General features: G+C 68.9%; 17 protein-coding genes. 10 read left to right on the forward strand and 7 right to left on the reverse strand.

Annotated elements, in window-relative coordinates; translation table 11 throughout:
* From AC1VNX_RS20460 to AC1VNX_RS20490, 7 genes are all read left to right on the forward strand, one after another.
* The gene (locus AC1VNX_RS20460) at window positions 1–945 is read left to right on the forward strand and encodes an ABC transporter permease (RefSeq protein ID WP_483158858.1); all 945 of its coding nucleotides are present in this window, start codon (window positions 1–3) and stop codon (window positions 943–945) included.
* The gene (locus AC1VNX_RS20465) at window positions 942–1,760 is read left to right on the forward strand and encodes an ABC transporter permease (RefSeq protein WP_483158860.1); all 819 of its coding nucleotides are present in this window, start codon (window positions 942–944) and stop codon (window positions 1,758–1,760) included. The genes AC1VNX_RS20460 and AC1VNX_RS20465 overlap by 4 nt, the downstream gene beginning before the upstream one ends.
* Window positions 1,757–3,424 carry an ABC transporter ATP-binding protein gene (locus AC1VNX_RS20470; RefSeq protein ID WP_483158862.1) on the forward strand — a complete coding sequence of 556 codons (1,668 nt, stop codon included), beginning with the start codon at window positions 1,757–1,759 and terminating at the stop codon, window positions 3,422–3,424. Before AC1VNX_RS20465 ends, AC1VNX_RS20470 begins: the two co-directional genes overlap by 4 nt.
* Window positions 3,425–3,455: 31 nt before the next feature.
* Window positions 3,456–5,189 (forward strand): hypothetical protein, encoded by a 1,734-nt coding sequence (locus AC1VNX_RS20475; RefSeq protein WP_483158864.1) that lies wholly within the window; start codon window positions 3,456–3,458, stop codon window positions 5,187–5,189.
* Between the two features lie 82 nt (window positions 5,190–5,271).
* The gene (locus tag AC1VNX_RS20480) at window positions 5,272–5,739 is read left to right on the forward strand and encodes a MarR family winged helix-turn-helix transcriptional regulator (RefSeq protein ID WP_483158866.1); all 468 of its coding nucleotides are present in this window, start codon (window positions 5,272–5,274) and stop codon (window positions 5,737–5,739) included.
* Window positions 5,740–5,861: 122 nt separating this feature from the next.
* Window positions 5,862–6,884 (forward strand): alpha/beta fold hydrolase, encoded by a 1,023-nt coding sequence (locus AC1VNX_RS20485; RefSeq protein ID WP_483158868.1) that lies wholly within the window; start codon window positions 5,862–5,864, stop codon window positions 6,882–6,884.
* Between the two features lie 112 nt (window positions 6,885–6,996).
* Window positions 6,997–8,556, forward strand: a complete 1,560-nt coding sequence (locus tag AC1VNX_RS20490) for a cation:proton antiporter (RefSeq protein WP_483158870.1) — start codon at window positions 6,997–6,999, stop codon at window positions 8,554–8,556.
* Between the two features lie 132 nt (window positions 8,557–8,688).
* Here the strand turns inward: AC1VNX_RS20490 and ilvB are convergent, their stop codons facing one another.
* The gene (gene ilvB / locus AC1VNX_RS20495; RefSeq protein WP_483158872.1) at window positions 8,689–10,473 is read right to left on the reverse strand and encodes a biosynthetic-type acetolactate synthase large subunit; all 1,785 of its coding nucleotides are present in this window, start codon (window positions 10,471–10,473) and stop codon (window positions 8,689–8,691) included.
* 65 nt (window positions 10,474–10,538) lie between these two features.
* Here ilvB and AC1VNX_RS20500 point away from each other — a divergent pair, with 65 nt between their 5' ends.
* Complete coding sequence (locus tag AC1VNX_RS20500; RefSeq protein ID WP_483158874.1) at window positions 10,539–11,033, forward strand: Lrp/AsnC family transcriptional regulator; 495 nt, start codon at window positions 10,539–10,541, stop codon at window positions 11,031–11,033.
* A 21-nt stretch (window positions 11,034–11,054) separates the two neighbouring features.
* Here the strand turns inward: AC1VNX_RS20500 and AC1VNX_RS20505 are convergent, their stop codons facing one another.
* Entirely contained in the window at window positions 11,055–12,068 is a 1,014-nt protein-coding gene (locus AC1VNX_RS20505; protein WP_483158876.1) for an OmpA family protein, read from the reverse strand.
* Window positions 12,069–12,421: 353 nt separating this feature from the next.
* Between AC1VNX_RS20505 and AC1VNX_RS20510 the strand changes: the two genes are divergently transcribed.
* Window positions 12,422–14,347 carry a sensor histidine kinase gene (locus tag AC1VNX_RS20510; RefSeq protein WP_483158878.1) on the forward strand — a complete coding sequence of 642 codons (1,926 nt, stop codon included), beginning with the start codon at window positions 12,422–12,424 and terminating at the stop codon, window positions 14,345–14,347.
* Between the two features lie 4 nt (window positions 14,348–14,351).
* On the opposite strand, the gene AC1VNX_RS20515 is transcribed toward AC1VNX_RS20510, so the two are convergent.
* The gene (locus AC1VNX_RS20515) at window positions 14,352–15,245 is read right to left on the reverse strand and encodes a LysR family transcriptional regulator (protein ID WP_483158880.1); all 894 of its coding nucleotides are present in this window, start codon (window positions 15,243–15,245) and stop codon (window positions 14,352–14,354) included.
* An 89-nt stretch (window positions 15,246–15,334) separates the two neighbouring features.
* Between AC1VNX_RS20515 and AC1VNX_RS20520 the strand changes: the two genes are divergently transcribed.
* Entirely contained in the window at window positions 15,335–16,114 is a 780-nt protein-coding gene (locus AC1VNX_RS20520; protein WP_483158882.1) for an NAD(P)H-dependent oxidoreductase, read from the forward strand.
* A gap of 7 nt (window positions 16,115–16,121) precedes the next feature.
* Here AC1VNX_RS20520 and AC1VNX_RS20525 read toward each other — a convergent pair whose 3' ends face one another.
* The 4 genes from AC1VNX_RS20525 to AC1VNX_RS20540 form a co-directional block, all read right to left on the reverse strand.
* The gene (locus tag AC1VNX_RS20525; RefSeq protein ID WP_483158884.1) at window positions 16,122–18,212 is read right to left on the reverse strand and encodes an alpha/beta hydrolase domain-containing protein; all 2,091 of its coding nucleotides are present in this window, start codon (window positions 18,210–18,212) and stop codon (window positions 16,122–16,124) included.
* A gap of 68 nt (window positions 18,213–18,280) precedes the next feature.
* Window positions 18,281–19,246, reverse strand: coding sequence for a Bug family tripartite tricarboxylate transporter substrate binding protein (locus AC1VNX_RS20530; protein WP_483158886.1), 966 nt, complete (start codon window positions 19,244–19,246; stop codon window positions 18,281–18,283).
* A 51-nt stretch (window positions 19,247–19,297) separates the two neighbouring features.
* The gene (locus AC1VNX_RS20535; RefSeq protein ID WP_483158888.1) at window positions 19,298–19,663 is read right to left on the reverse strand and encodes an AtuA-related protein; all 366 of its coding nucleotides are present in this window, start codon (window positions 19,661–19,663) and stop codon (window positions 19,298–19,300) included.
* Window positions 19,660–21,051, reverse strand: coding sequence for an acyclic terpene utilization AtuA family protein (locus tag AC1VNX_RS20540; protein ID WP_483158890.1), 1,392 nt, complete (start codon window positions 21,049–21,051; stop codon window positions 19,660–19,662). The genes AC1VNX_RS20535 and AC1VNX_RS20540 overlap by 4 nt, the downstream gene beginning before the upstream one ends.
* Window positions 21,052–21,104: the final 53 nt, after the last annotated feature.

A 21,104-nucleotide genomic window follows, 5' to 3' on the forward strand; every position in this document is an offset into this window, starting at 1 on the left:
ATGCCCGCCTACCTCCTGCGGCGGATCGCGATGACGATCCCGACGCTGCTCCTGGTTTCCATCGCGGTCTTCACCCTGATGCGGCTGATTCCGGGCGACCCGGTGCTGCTCATGCTGGGCGAAGGCGCCGACCCTGCGCAGCTGGCGCTCATGCGCCATCAGATGGGGCTGGACCAGCCCCTGCCCGTGCAGTACCTCGTGTGGCTGAAGCACGCGCTGGCCGGCGACCTGGGCGTATCGACCACCAACGGGCTGCCGGTGCTGCCGCTGATCTGGGAGCGCTTTCACGTCAGCGCGGTCATCGTGCTGGTCGCGGTGGCGCTGGCCTCGCTGATCGCCGTGCCCGCCGGCCTGGTCGCCGCCTGGCGCAAGGACAAGCCCACCGACCTCGCCATCATCGGCGCGGCCACGCTGATGCTGTCGGTGCCCAGCTTCTGGCTGGGCCTGCTGCTGCTGATGTTCTTCGGCCAGTACCTGGGCTGGCTGCCGGTGGTGGGCTACGTGCCGATGTCGGAGAGCTTCTCGCAGGGCGTGCTCTACGTCATCTTGCCGGTGGCAACGCTGCTGCTGGTGGAGACCGGCGTGCTCACGCGCATGTCGCGCGCCAGCACCATCGAGATACTGCGGCTCGAATACGTGACGCATGCGCGCGCCAAGGGCGTGCCCGAGTCGCAGGTGCTGCGCCGCCACGTGCTGCCCAATGCCTTCAACCCGACGCTCACCATGATCGGGCTGATCCTCGGGCACCTGCTCAGCGGCATCGCGGTGCTGGAGACGGTGTTCACGCTGCCGGGCCTGGGGCGGCTGATGATCGACTCGATCTTCGCGCGCGACTACCCGGTGCTGCAGGGCTGCCTGCTGTTCACCGCCTGCATCTACGTCGTGATCAACCTGATCGTCGACATGTGCTACCCCCTCTTCGACCCGCGGGTGACTGTGCAGTGAAGACGAAGTTCAAGACCCATACCCTCATCGGCGGCGTGCTCATCGCGGTGCTCCTGGCCGTTGCCGTGGCCGCCGCGCTGTGGACGCCCTACAGCCCGCTGGGCATCGACTTGCGCTCCAAGCTGCAGCCGCCCTCGGCCGCCCACTGGCTGGGCACCGACGAGTTCGGCCGCGACGTGGCCAGCCGCGCGATGCAGGGTGCGTCCACCAGCTGCCTGGTCGCGCTGCTCACCGTGACGCTGGCCACCGCCATGGGCCTGGTGGTCGGCGTGGTGGCGGGCTTCGTGCGCGGCTGGACCGACCGCGTGCTGATGGCCTTCAACGACACGCTGCTGGCCTTTCCGGGCCTGCTGCTGGCGCTGGGCGTGATGGTGATCGTCGGCGCCAACAAATGGGGCATCGTGCTGGCGCTGAGCATGGCCTACGGGCCCTCGGTGGTGCGGGTGGTGCGCGGCACGGTGCTGTCGCTGCGCGAGCGCGAGTACGTGGAGGCCTCGCGCATGATCGGCAACGGCGAGCTCTACACCATGTGGCGCCACGTGCTGCCCAACTGCATGGCGCCGGTGGCGGTGCTGGCGACCAGCATGTTCGGCTGGGTGCTGCTGTCGGAAAGCGCGCTGAGCTTCCTGGGCCTGGGCGTGCCGCCGCCCGCGCCCACCTGGGGCAACATGCTCGCGAGCGCGCGTCCCTACATGGCCTCGGCCGTGTGGCTGTGCCTGGTGCCGGGGCTGTGCATCGCGCTCACGCTGCTGGGCATCAACCTGCTGGGCGAATCGCTGCGCGACCGGCTCGATCCGCGGACGGAGAAGTCATGAACGCCGTGAACCTTGCAGCGAAGCAGACCGTGCTCTCGGTCGAGCACCTCAGAATCGAACTGCGCAATGGCGCCCAGCCGCTGGTGCACGACCTGTCTTTCGAAGTGAAGGCCGGCGAGTTCCTCGCGGTGGTCGGCGAATCGGGCAGCGGCAAGACGATGGCCGCGCGCGCCATCCTTCAGTTGCTGCCGCCGGGCATCTCGCAGACCGGCGGGCGCATCGTGTTCGACGGCCAGGACCTGGCCGCGCACGATGCGAAGGCCATGCGTCCCATCCGCGGTCCGGGCATCGGCATGGTGTTCCAGGAGCCGATGGTCTCGCTCAACCCGGTGCACCGCATCGGCGAGCAGATGGCCGAGGGGCTGCGCATGCACACGCAGCTGCCGGCGGCGGAGATCCGCGCGCGCATCGTCGACATGCTGCGACGCGTGCAGATCGCCGACCCCGAGCGCTGCATGCACGCCTATCCGCACGAGTTCTCCGGCGGCATGCGCCAGCGCATCATGCTGGCGAGCGTGATGCTGCTGAAGCCGCGCCTGCTGATCGCCGACGAGCCCACCACCGCGCTCGACACGCTGAGCCAGCGCGAGGTGCTCGACCTGATGGTGGGCCTGGCGCGCGACAACGGCACTGCCGTGCTGCTCATCACGCACAACCTCGGGCTGGTGGGGCGCTATGCGCAACGCGCCATCGTGCTGGAGAAGGGCCGGCTGGTCGAGACCGGCGAGGTGCCGGACATCCTGCTGGACCCGAAGCAGCCCTACACCCGCAAGCTGGTCGACGCGCTGCCGCGCCGGCAGGCGGCCAAGGCCGAACCCGCGGCGCAGCGGCAGCCGCTGGTGCAGGTGCGAGGCCTGTGCGTGAGCTACGACGGCGCGCGCGCCGGCTTCTTCAAGCGCCACGCGCCGGTTCGCGTGATCGACTCGCTCGATCTCGACATCCACCCGGGCGAGATGGTCGCACTGGTGGGCGGCAGCGGCTCGGGCAAGACCACGCTGGGCCGCGCCATCCTGCGGCTCGCGCCTTCGCAGGCGGGGCAGATCCTGTTCCGCGGCGAGGACGTGCGCAGCGCCGGCCGCGCCGCGCTGCACCGCTTCAGGCTGGCATGCCAGCTGGTGTTCCAGGACCCGTTCTCCTCGCTGGACCCGCGCATGCGCGTGCAGGAGATCGTGGCCGAGCCGCTGCGCCACCTGCCCGAGCTCGACGCGGCGGCGCGCACCCGGCGCGTGAAGGAAACCCTGGACGAGGTCGGCCTGGACGGCCTCGGCGCGCGCTACCCGCACGAGCTTTCGGGCGGCCAGCGCCAGCGCGTGGCGATCGCCCGCGCACTGGTGCGGCGCCCTGCCTTCGTGGTGGCCGACGAGCCGGTGTCGGCGCTCGACATGACGATCCAGGCGCAAGTGCTCAAGCTGTTCCAGAGCCTGCAGCAGCATCACGGCTTCGCATGCCTTTTCATCAGCCACGACCTCGCGGCCGTGGAGCAGATCGCCGACCGCGTGATCGTGATGGAGCGCGGACGCATCGTGGAGCAAGGCGCGCGCGACGCGGTGTTCGACGATCCGCGACATGCGTACACGCAGGCGCTGCTCGCGGCCACGCCGCGGCCGCTGGCGGCGCTGGATGCGGCCGAGGCAATGCCCGAAACGGCCCGGGCCTTCGCGTGACCGGGGGCGGCACGGCGGCACAATCGCCGGCGTGCCGCTCATCCGACATCACCTGCCCGCCGCCCTCCTCGCACTGACGCTCGCGTCCGCCGTACCCGCAGCGCACGCGACGGAGCCGGTGCTGCTCGTCACCTCGCCCGCCGCGCTGCAGGCGGCCGAGAAATCCGGCGCCGGCTTCGCGCGCTGGATGAATGCCGAATCGGCGCATTCCGCCGATGGCGTCACCGCCAACGAGGCGCTGATGCGCACCCCGGCCTGGCGCTCCATCACCGAACCGCTGGGCGCCAGCCTTTCCGGCATCCAGCGGCGCGACAAGCAGGCGGGCGTGGGCATCTCGCGCTATCCGCACCGGCTGTTCGACGCACGCTGGCTCGCGAGCCCCGATGCCTTCTTCGAACTGGTCGGCGTGGCCAACCGCATGGACCGCCGGCCCTTCCAGAACGGCGCCTGCGGCGAGACGCGGCTGGTGTATCGGCTGGCCTACCGCACAGCGGCAATGCAGTCGCGCCTGCCGATGACGGTCAACGTCGAGCTGCGCGGCGACGCACCCGATGCCGACGGAAGCTGCGCCGCTGTTGCGAAGCGCTGGCAGCCGCCGCAGGCCGCGATGGCCGACGGGGCGCTGGGCCGCTGGCTGACTTCGGCCGATGGCCCGCTGGCGCCGAAACGGCTGGAGCATGCGCGCATCGCGCAGCTCACGACCAACCTGCAGAGCGTGCGCTGGCCCTCGGCGGTGCGGCCCGACCTGGGCGGCCATGCCGAATACATGCTGCGCGCCTTCCGCTGGAACGCGGGCGCCGGGCGCTTCGACGTCGCGCCGCTGGAGAACACGCCCGACGTCGCCAGGCTCAAGGCCAGTGCGCCGCTGCGCAAGGAGCTGCAGCAGTGGCTGCAGCAGCCTGCGAACCTGCGCGCGCTGGACGAGGCCGCGCTGCAGATTCCCGACAGGTTCCTCGCCACCGAAGCCATCTCGGTCGCGCCGCGCGGACTCGAACGGCTGGCCAACCGGCCCTTCGCGCAGGTCTTCACGCCCGGCGAATGGCAGGCCGTGCCCGGCAGCCGCACGCTGCAGTCGCCGCAGGCCGTGCTGCGCCGCCTCGACGACCTGAGCTGCATGGGCTGCCACCAGAGCCGCGCGGTCGCAGGCTTCCACCTGCTGGGCGTCGACCGCCGCGGCGCCTCGCGGACCTTCACCACCGGCAACGCGCTGGCCGTGCCGCACTCGCCGCACGTGCAGGACGAGCTGGTGCGGCGCGAAAGCTATGTGCGGGCCGCGCTCTCCACGCCACGGCCCGATCCGTTCCGGCCCCTGGCCGAGCCGATGGAAGCCAATGCCGCCGCCGAACGCGCGACGGTCGGCGCGCGCTGCGAGCCCACGCGCATCACGCAGTCGGCCAACGCATGGCTCGATCGCGCCGAGAAGCTGCCGCCGGTTTCCTGTGAAGGCGCGGCATCGGTGTGCGAAAAGACATCGGTCGGCTTTCCGGGCGGCATGTGCTCCGGCCCCTGCGACCCCAGGGACCCGAACGGCACCTGCGGCGGCATCGCGATCCTCAGCGACTTCAACAGCTGTCTCGCCGCGAAGAAGCCTTTCGGCGAATGCCTGGCGAAGCACACGCGGCCCGGCAACCTGCGCAGTTGCTCGGCGCAGCAGGCCTGCCGCGACGACTACATCTGCGCACAGGCCGATGGCAAACCCGAGGGGCAAGGCGCCTGCATTCCGCCCTACTTCCTGTTCCAGATGCGGGTGGACGGGCACTCCTGAGGGCGGCCGCTCGAGGGGGTTCGGACTCGGCGGCCGAGAAATATTGCTTGCCATTAAATCGCATGCGATCTAATATCCGCCCATGCCTGCGAAGCGCACCACAGCCGAAGCCTCCGGGAGCAATGCGTTGGCACTCGACGAGCAGCTCTGCTTTGCCGTCTACTCGACGATGCTGAGCCTCAACAAGGTGTACCGCGGCCTGCTGCGCGATCTCGATCTCACCTACCTGCAGTACCTCGTCATGCTGGTGCTGTGGGAGAAGGATCAGATCAACGTCTCCGAGATCTGCACGCGCCTTTCGCTGGAGACGACCACCCTCACCCCCTTGCTCAAGCGGCTCGAAGCGCGCGGACTCATTCAGCGCGTGCGCTCGCCCAAGGATGAGCGGCAGGTCATCGTGTCGCTCACCGCAGATGGCCGCGCATTGCGCACCAAGGCACAGGGGCTGCCGGGCTGCGTGGCGCAGGCGATGGAACTCTCCCCCGACCAGATCGGCGAACTGCGCACCCAGTTGCTGGGTCTGCGTGCCAGCCTCGACAGGAACGCGTGATGCACAGCCGCTTCGCGCTCCTGTCTTTTCAAGGCAAATACATCGCATGCGATATTAATTCATACGATATTTATCGCGCCGCGCCACTTCACCACTCGACCCGCCAGCAAAAGGAAAGCACCATGACCGCACCACGCACCCAGACCATCGACTCCACCGCTCCAACCCGCCGCAGCCTGCTGCTGGGTGGAGCCTCCGTCGCAGCCGGCGCCCTCGTGGGCACCGGCTTCTCCAGCGCGGCATCCGCCGCATCCGCCGCCGAGCCCGCATCGGGAGCGGCCCACGCCTCTTCGAAAGGAAAGCAAACCATGAGCAAGAACATCATCGTCACCAAGGACGGCACCGAGCTCTACTACAAGGACTGGGGCCCCAGCACCGGCCAGCCCGTCGTGTTCAGCCACGGCTGGCCGCTGAACTCCGACAGCTGGGAATCGCAGATGCTCTTCCTCGCATCGCAGGGCTTTCGCACCGTGGCGCACGACCGCCGCGGCCACGGCCGCTCCAGCCAGCCGTGGAACGGCAACGAGATGGACACCTACGCCGACGACCTCGCCACCGTCATCGAGACGCTGGACCTGAAGAACGCGATCCTGGTCGGCTTCTCGACCGGCGGCGGCGAGGTGGCGCGCTACATCGGCCGCCACGGCACGAAGCGCGTGGCCAAGGCGGCGCTGATCTCCGCCGTGCCGCCGCTGATGCTGAAGACCGCCGCCAACCCCGGCGGCCTGCCGATCGAAGTGTTCGACGGCCTGCGCGCCGCGCAGCTCGCGAACCGCTCGCAGTTCTACAAGGACGTGCCCTCGGGCCCCTTCTTCGGCTTCAACCGCCCCGGCGCGAAGGTGTCGCAGGGCCTCATCGACTCGTGGTGGGCGCAGGGCATGATGGGCGGCCACAAGAACACCTACGACTCGATCAAGGCCTTCTCGGAAACCGACTTCACCGAGGACCTGAAGAAGTTCGACGTGCCCACGCTCATCGTGCACGGCGACGACGACCAGATCGTGCCGATCGGCGCCGCCGGCCTGGCCTCGGCCAAGCTGGTGAAGAACAACAAGCTGATCGTCTACCCCGGCGCTCCGCACGGCCTGACCGACACGCACAAGGACAAGTTCAACGCCGACCTGCTGGCGTTCGTCAAGTCCTGACGCGCTGATGCGTTGACGAAGAAGGGGCCCGCGCGGGCCCCTTTTTCTTTGCCGGGCGCAAGGCCCCGACCTCTTAGTATTCGGGGCAAACAACACCAAGACCGAGGCCCCGATGGACGTCTTCGAGAACGTGCTCGTCATGCTGATCGCCGCCTGCCTGCTGCTGCAGCTCTCGCGGCGCCTGGCACTGCCCTACCCGTCGATGCTGGCGCTGGCTGGCGTGTGCCTGGGCGCCATGCCCTGGGTGCCGCACGTGAGCCTCGATCCGCACCTGGCGCTGGCGCTCTTCATCGCGCCCGCCCTGCTCGACTCGGCCTTCGACACCTCCCCGCGCGAGCTGCGGCGCAACTGGATGTCGCTGGTCTCGCTGGTTCTGGTGGCGGTGCTGCTGACCACGGCCGTGGTCGCATGGGCCGGCTGGGCTTTCGCGGGGCTGCCGCTGGCCGCGGCGATCACGCTCGGCGCCATCGTCGCGCCGCCCGACGCGGTGGCTGCGGCGGCGGTGATGCAGCAGTTTCGCATTCCACGGCGCACGCTGTCGATCATCAACGGCGAGAGCCTGCTCAACGACGCGGTGGCGCTGCTGGTCTTCGGCGTGGCGGTGTCGGCGGCCGGCGCCGCGCACGTGCCGATGACGAGTTCGCTGCCGATGCTGCTGGTGGCAGTGCCCGGCGGCGCGCTGGTGGGCTTCGCCTTCGCCAAGCTCAATCTCCACTTTGGCGCGCCGCTCTTCGCGGGCACGCGCTCGGCCATCATCTTCCAGTTCGTGATGACCTTCGGCGCGTGGATCGTGGCCGAACGGCTGCACCTGTCACCCATCATCTCGGTGGTGGCCTTCGGCATGACGCTGGGCCAGTTCGCGCCGAAGCGCCATGCGCCGCGCGACCGCGTGCATTCCTACGCGGTGTGGGGCGCGGTGGTGTTCACGCTCAACGTGCTGGCCTTCTTCCTCATGGGGCTGCAGGCGCGCGGCATCCTCACGCGGCTGTCGGGTCCGCAGCTGGCGCATGCGCTGGAGTTCGCGGGCCTCGTGCTGGTGCTGGTGATCGCGGTGCGGGTGGCGTGGGTGCTGATCTATGGCGCGGCCATGCGCCGGTACAAGCTGCGGCTGATCGCGCGCGGGCGCAAGGTTCCGCTGCCTTCGAGGCGCATCAGCGTGCTGGTCGGATGGTCGGGCATGCGCGGACTGGTCACGCTGGCCACAGCCTTCGCGCTGCCGGCGGATTTTCCGGGGCGCGACCTCATCGTGCTCAGCGCATTCGCGGTGGTGCTGGGCACGCTGGTGATCCAGGGCTTCACCATCGGGCCGCTGATCAGGGCGCTGAAGATCGAGCCCGACGATTCGCTGGACAAGGAACTCTCGCTCGCCCGTACCGCGATGATGGACGCGGCGCTCGCAGCCATCGAAGCGGAAGACAGCCGCGAAGCCGATGCCGTGCGCGACGAGTACCGCGCGGCCCGCGCCCTGGCGCAGGACCAGCGCCAGCCGCAGGCCAAGACCGCGCACGACCAATTGCGCGCCGTGGCCATCCGCGCGCAGCGGCAGGCACTCGACTCGCTGCGCCGCGCCGGCGAGATCGAGGACGACGCCTACCACCAGCTCGAGGAAGAAATGGACTGGGCCGAACTCAGCGCCATTCCGGCGAACGACGTGCGGCTGCAGAGCGTCTGATCTGCATGGCTCCCTCTCCCCTCGGGGAGAGGGTTGGGGTGAGGGCCTCGGCCTCAACGTCAAGGCCGCGCCTCATCGACGGCACAGAGCCCTCACCCTGGCCCTCTCCCAGAGGGAGAGGGAACAAGACCTTCAGACCTCCTCGTACCACCGGTCCTTCGCCAGCATCACCCGATGGTGCCCATGCCCCGAGGGCATCATCGGAAAGCAGTTCTCCTGCGCTTCGACCTGCACGTCGAGGAAGAACGGTCCCTCGCTCGCGAGGCACTCGGCCAGCGCGTCTTCCAGCTCCGCGGGGTCGCACACCCGCCGCGCGCCCCAGCCGAAGGCCTTGGCCAGCGCCACGAAGTCGGGCAGCGCCTCGTTCCAGCTGTGGCTCAGGCGGTTGCCGTGGTTCAGCTCCTGCCACTGGCGCACCATGCCCATGTAGCCGTTGTTGCTCAGCACCAGCTTCACCGGCACGCGGTGCTGCACCGCCGTGGAGAGTTCCTGGATGTTCATCAGCACCGAGGCGTCGCCGCTCACGCACACGGTCAGCGCGCCGGGGTGGCCGATCTGCGCGCCGATGGCGGCGGGCAGCCCGTAGCCCATGGTGCCGGCACCGCCCGAGGTCAGCCAGCGGCGCGGGCTGTCGAAGCGCAGGTACTGCGCGGCCCACATCTGGTGCTGGCCCACGTCGGTCGACACGATGGCGTCGCGCCCGGCAATGGCGCGCTGCAGCGAGGACATCAGCTGCTGCGGCAGGATCGAACCGGCCTTCGGCTCGAAGGCCAGGCAGTCGACGGCGCGCCAGCGCTCTATGCGCTCCCACCACGGCGCCAGCCGCCCGGGCGCGAAGCCCTCGGCGGGCAGCAGGGACAGCAGGCTATCGAGGATCGCCGCGCAGTCGCCCACCATCGGCACGTCCACGCGCACCACCTTGTTGATGCTGCCGGGGTCGATGTCGATGTGGATCTTGCGGGCGTGCGGGCAGAACTCGTCGAGCTTGCCGGTCACGCGGTCGTCGAAGCGCGCGCCGACGCACACCACCAGGTCGGCCTCGTGCATCGCGAGGTTGGCTTCGAGCATGCCGTGCATGCCCAGCATGCCGATGAACTTCGGGTCCGACGCCGGAAACGCGCCCAGCCCCATCAGCGTGAGCGTGCACGGCGCGTGCATCAGGTTCACCAGCTTCGTGAAGGTCTCGCAGGCCGCCGGCCCCGAGTTGACCAGCCCGCCGCCGCCGTAGATGACGGGCCGGCGCGCGGTGGAAAGCAGATCGGCGGCGCGCTGCATCATGGCCTTCGGCGGCAACGCGGTACGGCTGGTGCGCAGCGCGCGCAACGGCGCGGGCTCGGCGGCATGGCCCAGGCGCTGAAGCTGGATGTCCTTCGGCACGTCGAGCAGCACGGGGCCGGGGCGGCCGGTCGATGCGATCTCCAGCGCGCGGCGCACCAGCGCGGGCATGTCGTCGGCTGCGCGCACCTGGCGGTTCCACTTCGTCACCGGGCGCGACATGCCCAGCGCGTCGCTCTCCTGGAACGCCTGCGTACCGATGACGGCGGTGGCGACCTGCCCGCTGATGCACAGCACCGGTACCGAATCGCTCATCGCGTCCAGCAGCCCGGTGATGGTGTTGCCCACGCCCGGCCCCGAGGTGACCAGCACCACGCCCACGCGGCCGGTGCTGCGCGCATAGCCCTCGGCCGCATGCACGGCCGCCTGCTCGTGGCGCACCAGCACGTGGCGCAGCCGGGGTTCACCGTGCAGCGCGTCGTACAGCGGCAGCGCCGCACCGCCGGGGTAGCCGAAGATGGTGTCCACGCCGCACTCGACCAGGGTGTCGAGCAGGGCTTCAGCGCCGTTGCGGATGCGCACCGGCTTCGCATCAGGGTGGAGAGACGGGGAGGACGTGGGGGGTAGGTCGAGCAGTCGCATGCCGTCAATTCTTCCGTTTCGGGCGCAGAATATGCATCTTTCTTTTGGCCCTTTAAGCTCGATTCATGAAAACCAATCGGCAAACCCCGAATGACAGCGAAGGATCTTTCGACAAGACCGACCTGGCGATCCTGCGGGTGCTCCTGCTGGATTCGCGCAAGACCCTGCAGGAGATCGGCAACGAGGTCGGCCTGTCGCCCACCAGCTGCTGGACGCGCATCAAGAAACTGGAGGCCACGGGCGTCATCAAGCGCTACACGGTGGACGTCGACCCGGCCAAGCTGGGCTACCACGACTCGGTGATCGTGCAGGTCACGCTCGAGAGCCACACCGACGAGACCCTCTACGACTTCGGCCGCACGCTCGCCACCATTCCGGAGATCCAGGAGGCCTACCTGGTCTCGGGCGACTACGACTACTACATCCGCATCGCCGTGCGCGACACGCGCGACTACGAGCGGCTGCTGCGCGAGAAGCTCTACAAGATCCCGGGCATCCGCCACAGCAAGTCGCACTTCGTGCTGCGGGTGCTGAAGGAAGCGAGCGTGCCCATCATCTGAGGCGCGCTGCCATGGCCGGGCTCAGAGCCGGATCAGCTCAACGCGCCGGTTCTTCGCCCGCCCCGCCTCGCTGTCGTTGGGCGCCACCGGCTCCGAGGCGCCCGCCCCGCGCGTGGTGAAGCGGCGCGGGTCCACGCCGGCTTTCACCAGTACCGCGATCACCGCCAGTGCCCGCCGCTTCGACAGATCGTCGTTGTGCTTCGCGTCGCCCTGCGCGTCGGTGTGGCCCACCACCGACAGCTTCAGCGGCGGGTTGCCGCGCATCAGCTTGGTCATTTCGTCGAGCGTGGGCTGCGACTCGGGACGGATCACGTCCTTGTCGAGATCGAACAGGATGCCGTAGAGATTGACCCGCCCCGTCTCCGCCAGGCTCTTCTGCATGGCCGTGGCGTCGAGGAACACGATCTTGTTCTCCTCCATCGCCTTGCTCTCCACCACGCGCACGAAGGCGTGGTTGCCGACGTCGGCGTTGTGCTCGGCCAGCGCGATGCTGGCGTAGACGGTGCCGCCCGGGCCGGTCTTCCTCGCGAGCAGGTAGCGCCCGCTCACCGCGAAGTAGTTGCGCGCGTAGTCGCCGCGGCTGCCCAGGCGCGGCCACTCGGGCTCGTCGAAGGCCAGCGCGAAGTCGTAGGGCGTAGTGCTGTCCACGCTGCCGGGGCGCGGCTTGTAGCAAGAGGCGTTGGAAGTCGCACAGCTGAACAGCAGCTCGAAGCCCTTGGCCTTGAGGCTGGACTCGTAGTTGCGCTGCACCTCGAGCAGCGAGCGCTCCTTGGGCAACCTGTACAGATAGAGCGTGACCTTGCCCTCCACCTTGAGCAGCTCGGGCTTGCCGCCGCCCCAGTTCTGGAAGGGCTCCTTGATGAGGCCGACCTCGTCGTAGGCAGCGGCCTTGTAGCCGTCGAGAACCGAGCCCTCATAGCGGCCGACCAGGGGATGGTCCTTGCCGGGTTCGGCGGCGAAGGTGCTGGCGGCCATCGGCAGCAGCACCCCTGCCGCCAGGCGGGCGAGGACGACCATGAAAGCAGTCTGTTTCATCGACAAGTCCGGAAGCGAAATAAGACAGGGAAGAGAAAGAAGGGAAAAGAGCGGGTTGCCCATGCTAGGGAATGCCGCCGCCGCTGTGCATTCGACGGACGGCCTATGCCGCGCCCGGCCCTCTTCCGCGCCCGCGTCGCCGGCGTGTTAGCAGGCGTAATCGAATGAGTATTTGCCCGGGAACATAATTGCGCCGGCTCGCGAGGGCGAGGCCCGGACTCCGCAGTACGGAGCCGTACCGCAACGGCTTCAGGCTGCTGCAAACCACCAAGAAGCGACTTCCAAGGCAAAAGCGATCTATGAGGCTGGGCAGCAAGGGCTGTTGGCGAATCGGCAGGTGGATCGCAAAGCTTTTGCTGGCCGCCGCGCCAGTACTCCTGTTTCCCACGAACGCCGCCGAGCAGCCGGCGCGGCAAGCACCGCAGAGCGACGAAGCCACTCACGTCACCCGGGCCGAGCTGCTATCCGTCACCGGCAACGGCTACACCGCGCCGCCGCGCAACGCGCAAGAGGCCGCGCTGCCTGAGAAGGGCTGGCGAAACGTCAACCTCCCTCACACGGTCGGGCGCGAGCTGGTGCCCGATGAAGCCAGCGGCGCGCGCACCGTCACCGACTGGTACCGCGTCGATCTCTCCGGCATGCCGCCGTCGCGCGAGCCGCAGCTGCTCTACCTCCCGCGCTGGAAGGCGCTGGGCCACATCGCGGTGTATGGCGACGGAGCACTGCTCTACCAGTCGCACGGCAGCCCCATCCACAACGGCTACAACCATCCGCTGCTGCTGCCGCTGAACCCGACGGCCGGCACGCCGCCGCCCAGGACCGTGCTGATCCGCGTGGACCGCCTGCGCAACAGCGGCAGCGGTTTCTCCACCCTCTGGGTGGGCGACGTGGAATCGCTGAGTTGGCGCTACCAGATCCGCCAGCTGCTGCAGGTGCAGCTGCCCTTCATGGGCAGCGCGGCCTTCCTGGCGGTCGGCGCCTTCGCCTTCGCCGTGTGGCTGGGCCGGCGGCGCGAACTGCTCTACCTGCTGTTCTTCGCCATCTCCGCGCTCGCCTTCTTCAGGACGCTGCACTACTACGCGGGCGGCAGCTACATACCCATCTCGGACGAGTGGTTCGAATGGATGACCGTCTCCAGCCTGCTCTGGCTGGTCATCCTCATCCATCTGTTCCTGCAGCGCCTGCACCAGCAGCCCTCGGTGTGGCTCACCCGCATCGCGGTGACGCTGGCACTGGCCTGCAGCATTTCGACGCTGCCGCACCTCTCGACGAAGATCGTCAGTCTTTATCTGTTCACGCCGCTGCTCAACCTCGCCGTGCTGCCGGTGGCGGTGCTGATCTTCGCCGTGAACCTGCGCAAGTCGCTGCGCACCCAGCAGGCCGAAGGCCGGCTGGTGGCGGGCTGGACGGTGTTCGCGCTCGCGCTGACCTCCTACGACGGCCTGCTGCAGAACAACCTGGTGAGCCCGGAGAGCGTGTACATGTCGCCCTACGCCATCATCAGCCTGTTCTTCGTCTTCTCGTACATCATGTTCCAGCGCTACACCGGCGCGTTCGCCGAGGTCGGCCGCCTGAACATGGGGCTGGCCCTGCGCCTGCGGGAGCGCGAGGCCGAGCTGGAGCAGAGCTACCAGCGGCTGCGCGTGAGCGAGAACCAGCACATGCTCAGCGCCGAGCGCCGCCGCCTCATGCAGGACATGCACGACGGGCTGGGCTCCTCGCTCATCAGCGCGATCCGCTCGGTGGAACGCGGCGCCATGACCGAGGCCGAGATCTCCCGCGTGCTCAAGGGCTGCATGGAAGACCTGCGGCTGGTGATCGACTCCATGGAAAGCGTCGACGCCGACCTGCTGCTGCTGCTTGCGACCATGCGCTTTCGCCTCGCGCCGCGCATCGAGAGCGCCGGCATCACGCTCCAGTGGGAAGTGCAGCCCGTGCCCGCCCTCGCCTGGCTGGATCCGGACGGCGCGCTGCACATCCTGCGCATCGTCCAGGAGTGCGTGGCCAACGTGCTGCGCCATACGCGCGCCACCACCATCTGCGTGAGCACCGCGATGGCGGACGAAGGCGTGTGCGTGATCGTCGAGGACAACGGCGGCGGCTTCGACGTGAACGAGGCCCTGCGGCGCGGCGGCCGCGGCCTGCGCAACCAGCAGCGGCGCGCGCAGGAAATCGGCGGCAGCGTGAGCTGGGAAGCCGGCGCCGCCGGAACGCGCTTCGTGCTGTGGCTTCCGCTGGAACGCACCGCCGGGGCCGGCAAGGTCCTCGGCGTGGCCTGACGGTTCAGAGGCTCGCCGCGATCTGTTCGCGCAGCCACCTGTGCGCCGGATCGCGATGCCGGCGCTCGTGCCAGAGCATCGCCATCTCGTAGCCCGGCACCTCCAGCGGCGCCTCCACCACGCTCAGCCCTGCCGCGTTGCGCGCCAGCCGCTCCGGCAGCATCGCGACCATGTCCGTGCCTGCCACCGCCGACATCATGAAAAGAAAGTGCGGCACCGACAGCACCACGCGGCGCGTCAGGCCCTTCTCCGCCAGCGCCTCGTCGGTAGGCCCCGCGAAGCCGCCGCCGCCCAGCGACACCACCACGTGCTCCAGTGCGCAGAACTGCGCGAGCGTCGGCCGGCGCTTCAGGCGCGGATGACCGGCGCGCCCGACGAGCACATAGCGTTCGTTGAACAGCACCCGCGCATGCAGGCCCGGCGGCGCGCCCACGCTGGTGTGGAAGAACAGATCGATCTCGCCGCTTTCCAGCTGCCGCGCCATGCGCGAAGGCACCGCCTCCACCACCGCCAGCCGCGTGTTCGGCGCAGCGGCACGCAGCCCGGCCAGCGCAGGCAGCAGGATGGCCGACTCGGCGTAGTCGGCCGCGGCAACACGCCAGGTGGTGCTGGCCTCGGCCGGCTCGAAGGGCCGCGTCGGCGCCACCGCGCGGCCCAGCGCTCCGAGCGCCTCGCGCAACGGCTCGCGCAGCTCATCAGCCCGCGCGGTGGGACGCATGCCGCGCTGCGCGGGCAGCAGCAGCGGATCGTTGAACACCTCCCGCAGCTTGGCGAGCTGCACGCTCACCGAGGGCTGCGACAGATTCAGCCGCTCGGCCGCGCGCGTGACGTTGCGCTCGGCCAGCAGGGTGTCGAGCGTGACCAGTAGATTCAGGTCGAGGCGGCTGAAATTGTTCATGGCAATTCCTGGAATTCATACTATTCATTTCCAATATATCGCCAGCGTACCTAACCTGAGGGCATCTCCACTCGAAACCTCAAGAAATCATGAATGTCCTTCTGGTCCTCGCCCATCCCGAACCCGCTTCGCTCAACGGCTCGCTGCACCGCTTCATGGTCGATCGTCTCACGGCCGCCGGCCATTCCGTGCGCGTGTCCGACCTCTACGCCATGCGCTGGAAGCCTGCGCTCGATGCCGACGACTTCCCGGCACGCGACGCCGCCACGCCGTTCGATCCGATCCTCGACTCGCAGCGGGCCTTCGAAACCGGCACGCAGGCAGCCGACGTCGCCGCCGAGCAGGAAAAGCTGCTCTGGGCCGACGCGGTGATCCTTCAGTTCCCGCTCTGGTGGTACTCGATGCCCGCCATCCTCAAGGGCTGGGTCGAGCGCATCTACGCTTACGGCTTCGCCTACGGCGTGGGCGAGCATTCAGACCGGCACTGGGGCGACCGCTTCGGCGAAGGCGTCATGGCGGGCAAGCGCGCGATGCTGGTGGTGACCGCCGGCGGCTGGGCCTCGCACTACGCGCCGCGCGGCGTCAACGGGCCGATGGAAGAACTGCTCTTTCCGATCCAGCACGGCATCCTCTACTACCCCGGCTTCGACGTGCTGCCGCCCTACGTCGCGTATCGCACCGACAAGGTCGACGAGCCCGCGTATGCGCGCATCACGCGGGAGCTGGGCGAGCGGCTCGACACGCTCTTCAGCACCGAGCCGATTCCTTTCCGCCGCCAGAACGGAGGCGATTACGAGATTCCCGCGCTCACCCTGCGCGAACACATCGCGCCGGGCAAGACGGGCGTCGCGGTGCACACCGCGGATTGACGCAGGCTCAGGGCAGCACCGGGTTCGCCGCCGCGTTGGCAATAGCCGCGTCGGCATCCACCCGCAGCATGAAGCGCTTCGCCACCAGGTCGTTGGCGGCTGCGGTCACTGCCGCCACGTAGCCTGTCTGGTCGATGTAGCGCTCCTGCAGCGAGGGGCGCGGATCGGCGCCACGCAGCGCGGCTGTCTTCGCGAACGGGAAGTACGAGCCGAACAGGCCCGCCTGGTCGATGCGGCCGGGCACGCTCGTGTAGTTCCAGCCGGTGTTCGTGCCCAGCGGCACGGCCACGTCGAGGCTGCGGATGCCGGCGACGTCGTTGCCGTCGGCGTCCACCTGCGGCACCAGGATCGCGTAGTCGCGGCCCAGGTAGGCCGGCGGCACCTGCGTGGCGATGCCGCTCTCGTCCTGCGGACGGTAGCTGGGGCCCCAGTCGAGCAGCGAGTAGTTGTTGACCAGGCCGGTGTAGCTCACGCCCGGAATGGCCGGGAACTTGACCTGCAGCGGCCGCACCAGCGTGGCGTCGGCGATCTTCGGCACCTGGCTGTCGGGCGGCGTCGTGCCATTGACGACCCAGTCCTCCAGGTTCTGGTAGAGCGCGCGCACCACCGGAATCACGCCGGCATTGCCGTTGGTCGCATAGAGCGCGCCGGCGCTCGCGCCCGGCAGCGATGCAAGGCCCAGCAGATGGTGCGTGCTCGCGTAGTAATAAACGCGGGCGTTGGCTGGCTGCACGAGGTCGGTCGTGCCCCAGGCGTCGGTCAGGAGCGGCGAGCCCTGCAGAACGTAGAACTCGGTGCCGCTGAAGCCGATGAAGAGCTTGGGGCATGTACCGCTGGCCTCGCAGCGCGACAGGATGCCGCCGCGCCGCTGTGCCACGTCGTCCACGTAGTCTTTCGAAAGGCCGCGCGTGCCTGCCTGACCGAAGGCCGTGTGGTCGGCGCGCACGCCGCCACCGCCGCCCGGAATGGAGAAGCGCATGTTGATGTTGGTCTGCCGCGCCGCGATCTGTGCGAACACGCCGTCGAACACCTTCTGGCCCGCGCGGTCCTCGTTGAAGCCCAGGTGCACGAAGGTCTTCATGAAGTTGCCGCACTGCGAGACGCCCGAGGCGATGGTGTTCTTTATCGCCCCGGCCACCGGATTGGCCGTGCCGGCCGAGTCGCTCGCATCGCGGTGGAAGAAGCTGATCATGTCGCGCAGCGCCGCGAGGCCCAGGCCCATGACCTTCGGGTCCTTCGCGACGTAGACCAGCTCATAAAGGTAGGCCGGGTCCCACTTGTCCTTCAGGCACACGTTCGTCTCGTCGGGCGTGCCCGGAAACGGCGTGGCGGTGCTGCACTTGGCGAACTTCCATTCGCTCGCGGGAATCAGCTGGCGCGCGTCGCCCTCGTTGATGCGGCGCGTGAGCACGTAGCCGGGCTTCGTGTTGTCGAGGCTCGCGGTCGGGTAAGCCTGCATCGCCGCGTTGAACGGACCGCCGGGCAGCGGCAGCGAATCGTTGGTGGCGGCGGTGGGCAGCAGTTCGGCCCGGTAGGTACCGGTGATGCTGCTGCCGTCGGCGTTCTTCGCGACCGGCACCTTCAGCGTGAGTTTGCCGGCAGCCGCCGGCACGTCGCCCTGCCATGCGGCCGTGAGGAACACGTAGCCGCGCGAGGCGAAGTACGGATCGAGGTTCACGATGTTGCCGCGATTCGGCGCGTCGTAGCGCAGCACGCCGCTGGCCTTGCTCATGTCCTTGGGCTTGAAGAGCACGAATTCGGAGGTGTACTCGACCTTGCCGTTGGCGTTGAGCGGTGCGAGCTGCAGGTCCTGGATGATCGCGTTGCGCGCGTCCTTCGGGTCGACCTCGCCGGTGAAGGTGCCGGTGATCTTCTGGTAGGCGCCGACGCTGCCGAAGGTGCCCGGCACGTCTTCGGTCGCCGTGATGGCGAGCTTGTATTTCGGTGCCGCGGCGGCTGCAGGCGGCGTGATGGCAGGCGGCGTGGTGACGGGCGGCAGCAGCAGTCCGCCCCCTCCTCCACCACTTCCGCCGCAGGCGCTCAGAAGAAAAAGGGCGGCCGAAGCCACCGTGGCAGCCCTGAGGCTCCAGCGTTTCACGGTTTGTCTCCTTCGTTGTGTGTCTTTGTCTGCGTGCGGCGCCGATCCCCGCTACGGCGCGCGAGGTCTTACTCGGCCTCGATGCCGGCGGCCTTCACGATGCGGCCCCACTTCTGCGACTCGCCGGCCTGGAACTTCGCCAGCTCCTCGGGCGAGCTGGTGAACACCTCGGTGCCGGTCGGCTCGTAGAAGGCGGTCTTCGCGGCCTCGCTCCTGGCGGCCTTCACCAGCAGTTCGTTGAGGCGCTTGACCACGGCCGGCGGCGTCTTCGCGGGCGCGTAGGCGGCGAACCAGTAGCCCATCTCGTAGCCTTTCACGCCGGCTTCGGCGATGGTGGGAACGTCGGGTGCGAGCGCCGAGCGCGTGGAGCTGGAGAAGCCCAGCGCGCGCAGCTTGCCGGCCTTGACCTGCGGCAGGCCGGTGGCGGTGTCGGTGATCATCATGTTGATCTGCCCGCCCAGCAGGTCGGTCACCGCGAGGGTGTTGCTCTTGTAGGGCACATGCAGCAGCTTGATGTCGGCCATCTGCTGCAGCAGCTCGCCCGCCATGCGGCTCGAAGAGCTGCCGCTGCCGAAGCTGTACTTGCCCGGCTCCTTCTTCGCGAGCGCGATGAACTCGGCCACGCTCTTCGCGGGGAAGCTGGGGTTCACCACCATGATCTGGCCGCCCTTGCCGAGCGCGGCGACGGGCGAGAAGTCCTTCACCGGGTCGTAGGGCAGCTTCTTGTACAGATGCTCGTTGGCCGCATGCGTGGTGTTCGTGGTAATGAGCACCGTGTAGCCATCGGCCGGCGCCTTGGCCACGCTCTGCGAGGCGATGAAGCCGCTGGCGCCCGCCTTGTTGTCGATGACCACGGCCTGCTTCGTCTCGGCGGTGATCTGGGTGCCGAGCGCACGCGCGATCTGGTCGGTGGCGGTGCCCGCCGCGAAGGGCACGACGAAGGTGATGGGCTTCTCGGGAAAGACCTGCGCTTGGGCCAGCAGCGGCGCCACGGCGATGGCGGCGGTCAGCGCGGCGAGGGGGAACAGCTTCATTGTTTTGTCTCCGTATGGGTCAGATGAAAAAAGAAAGAGAAAAGGTCTCCGCTACGGCCCCGCCAGCAGCGGCTCGAGCTCGCGCGGCACGCGCACCGGCATGTCGAGCAACAGGAAGGAAAGCGCCTTGCCGTGAGCGTCGAGGTTCAGCGCGTCGTTGACGCCGCCGTCGAGCACAGCGTCGAGCACGAAGTTCATCGCGTGCAGCTTCGGCAGCAGGAAGCGCTGCACCTGCGAGGGCGCGCGGTGGTGGAACTGCGCTGCCACGCGCTCAGGCGTGAGCTGCTCGACCAGCACCGGATAGAGCTGCGCATGCCAGGCGATGACGCTGATGTTGGAGCGGTCGCCCTTGTCGCCGGTGCGGCCGTGGGCGGCGCGGTACAGCGGCACTTCGACAATGTCTGCCGTGTTCTTCATGCCAGTTCCTCCTGCGAGAGCAGCTCGAAGCGCACCGGGATCGCCTCGCGCGGCAGCAGGCACGACAGCGTGTTGAGCCTGGGCGTGAGCGCGGTGCGCACGCCGCCGCCGCCCGCCGGGCCGCAGGTGTACAGCGCCATCACCTCGCGCGCCAGCCGCTCGGCCTGCGCGCGCTCGGTGTGCGAGGCGGCGACGCGCAGGCGCACGTCGCGCAGGCCGGCATCGGGTGTATCCGCCAGCGCGCGGCCGGCGTCGTCGCCGAAGATGCTCAGCGCGCCGATCAGGTCCACTCGCAATGAAAGGCCGTCCAGGCGCTTCCTCAGGACATCCGCCGCGAGCCGCGCACGGGCCTCGGCACGCGGGCCGGCATAGGAGATCTCGCCCTCGGCGAGCCAGCCGCCTTCGTGGCACACGTTGACCTTGTAGCGGTCAGGCCGTGCGTGGCCGCGCACGCCTGAAAGCGCCACCCGGTCGGCGCCGTCGAGCGCCTGCACCTCGGCCTCGGAAATGTCGGCGACAACGTCGGGCGTCAGGTAGGCGGCCGGGTCGTGCACTTCATAAAGCAACTGTTCCTTCACCGTCGCCTCGCTCACCAGGCCGCCCGTGCCGTCGGCCTTGCCGATGGCGCAGCGGCCTTCGGCGTCGATCTCGGCAATGGGGAAACCCACGGATTCCAGCCCCGGCACGTCCTTGTAGCCCGGGTCGGCGAAGTAGCCGCCGCACACCTGCGCGCCGCATTCGAGCAGATGGCCCGCCATGGTCGCGCGGGCCAGCCTGTTCCAATCGTCGGCGCGCCAGCCGAAGTGCGACATCGCCGGGCCGACGGTCAGCGACGGGTCGGCCACGCGGCCGCACACCACGATCTGCGCGCCTGCGTCGAGCGCGGCGGCGATGGGCTCGGCGCCGATGTAGGCATTGGCGCTCACCACGCGCAGGCCTTCCATCTGCGCGCCGAGCGCCTCCTGCAGCATCGCGCGGTGTTCGGGCCCCGACAGGTCGTCGCCCTCCACCACCGCGATGCGCGGCGCGCTCGCGCCAAGTTCGCGGGCCATGCGCGCGATGTGCCTGGCGGCTGCGCGCGGGTTGGCCGCGCCGAAGTTGCTGACGATGCGGATGCCGTGCGCCAGGCAGCGCGCGAGCACGGGCCGCAGCATGGCGTCGAGCAACGGTTCATAGCCCGCCTCGGGGTTGTCGCGTCGGCGCAGCTGGGCCAGCGCGAGCGTGCGTTCGGCCAGCGTTTCGAAGATCAGGAAGGCGCGCCGGCCTTCAGGCCCCGCGGCCAGCCGCGCGATCAGCGTGTCGACCGCCGGCCCGGCGGCGTCGGTGCGGTCGCCCGAGAAGCCGGCGGCGCAGCCGATCAACAGCGTTGGCGTGTCTATGGGATTCATCGCCGTGCACTGTAGGCAGCGTGTTCTCATCCGTAAAATCGAAAATACGGATC

The sequence above is a fragment of the Variovorax sp. TLI9-5A genome (assembly GCF_056867935.1).